Source organism: Photobacterium gaetbulicola (assembly GCF_003025515.1).
Taxonomy (GTDB): domain Bacteria; phylum Pseudomonadota; class Gammaproteobacteria; order Enterobacterales; family Vibrionaceae; genus Photobacterium; species Photobacterium gaetbulicola.
The window spans coordinates 1-1,774 of the sequence record NZ_PYME01000062.1; the positions used below are offsets into that span (position 1 = coordinate 1).

The following is a 1,774-nucleotide window of genomic DNA, read 5'->3' on the forward strand; positions in this document are numbered from 1 at the left end:
CTCAAAGGCGGCGATGGCTTGGCTCAGTTTGTCGTGGTTTTGCATAGTGCTGCTCCTCGTTTGGGTATGCACTAAGTAAACCAGAGCTGATTGGCTAAGTTGAGCTATGCCGTCGTAAGCTCACTTTGTGCCAAGCGCTTCATGGCTTGCAGTATTAAAGTTAAATGTCGGACCAAAGCCATGCGTCCACACGCCGCCAACCGCTTCTGTCGGTGAGAAAAAAAACGTCGAATTGATATCCCCAAGACCTGATTCACTTTCACCAGCACGAGTAACATCACTTTGAGAAATAATAGGAATAATGGTTCGAGTAATTAGATTCCAATCCTTGGAAAGTTCGAATGGAATAATAGGCTGTATATTCGTTGTATGCCTAGTCCCCTTATTTGGACCTACATTTTCACTGTATTCATACTGAATCGGAATCCAATAGCTGGTAGTCAACGGGTTCACTGCTGATTGAGCCGCTTGCTGCTCTTTGGTCTTAATTTCTTCTGATGAGTAAACATTGGCAGAAAGAGCTGCTGTAAAAACAATCAACAGCGTCATATGATGATTTTTCATCTTATATCCAGTTATATTTATCGCTAAGTAATTTTAATTAGGATTTAATCCATATTCTTATAATTAGCGGTATTTCTAGAAGGGAAATTATTAAGAGGCAGTATTACTGCCTCTTATTAACCATTTAGTTTATTTTCTCTAGGTCGCCCAACATCCAGGTTTTATAGAAGTCTTTTGTTTTTGGCCCATACAGGCGGAACAGTAAGAAGAAATCTTCACCATTGGTCGGCACCCAGTTTTCTTCCATTCCTTCTGGCGCCTTGGGACCAAAGTAAATGTCGTAAGAGCCATCGCCATTCACTTTCATCGTATCTTGGTTGCGAGAAGACAAGCCGACACGATCCACGTTCTTGACGAAGTTTTTAGTCTCCATGCTATAAACAATCACTGACCAGAAATCTTTTACCGGCGTATCCTTCGGAACATTAAGCTTGTACGTCGATTCACCATCTAACATGTCACCATTACTGTCTTTCACGCCAGTAAGATAGAATGTTTCCCCGCCAAACTTCTTAGGCAGGTAAGTGACGTAGAAATACGAACTCGCTCGCTTATCAACAAGCACTTCGTTTTCTTCTTCAAAGGTAAACCCTTTGTATGGTTGGTCACCAAAGTTCCAAAATGCCCAATTTGATAGCGGCTGACCTTCTTTATCTCGCCACAACGGTGAGATAGTATCACCATCTGTGACAAAGCGTTTTTGCATATGAGCATATGCTAGCAACAAGCCCTCTCTCATTGCATTCAGCTGCTTCTCAGTAGGATTAAATGGCTTCCCTTTCTCTATCCCAAGATCCTTAAGTAGAGAAACCATCACTTTGTCTTGTTCGCGAATTGGGTTGTTTTGCACAACATCATTCACATCTTCGAAGAAGGTCTCGTTGTAGTAAGGCAAACAGTCATAATCAACATTTGTGGCGTTGAGGTAATCTGTTTCAGGTGGATTAGAGGCATCTTTCAGCTCATAGATTTTAATGCCTTTTGCATAATCCCCTGCGTCTTTATCGGTCGCACCATTATATAAGCGTGGGCGAAACGCAAAGCCATAATCCAACGTCTCTGTTTCATAAACAATGTAACCTTTGTAGTGGTCAAGTAAAATTGGCCACGGTTTTAGAGTCATTCCAGAATAACCGTTCTGACTCATTTGGCGTCAGACCACCGTTATATTGATGTGGCCTGATCTCGCTGTAATATCCTGTGATGTACT

2 protein-coding genes are annotated in these 1,774 nt (G+C 41.9%); both read right to left on the reverse strand.

Translation table 11 applies throughout. The features are described 5' to 3' along the window. Positions 1-120: 120 nt before the first annotated feature. Positions 121-564, reverse strand: coding sequence for a hypothetical protein (locus C9J03_RS26285; RefSeq protein WP_052829782.1), 444 nt, complete (start codon positions 562-564; stop codon positions 121-123). Between the two features lie 124 nt (positions 565-688). After that, positions 689-1,687 (reverse strand): DUF1214 domain-containing protein, encoded by a 999-nt coding sequence (locus C9J03_RS26290; protein WP_052829783.1) that lies wholly within the window; start codon positions 1,685-1,687, stop codon positions 689-691. Between the last annotated feature and the right edge of the window lie 87 nt (positions 1,688-1,774).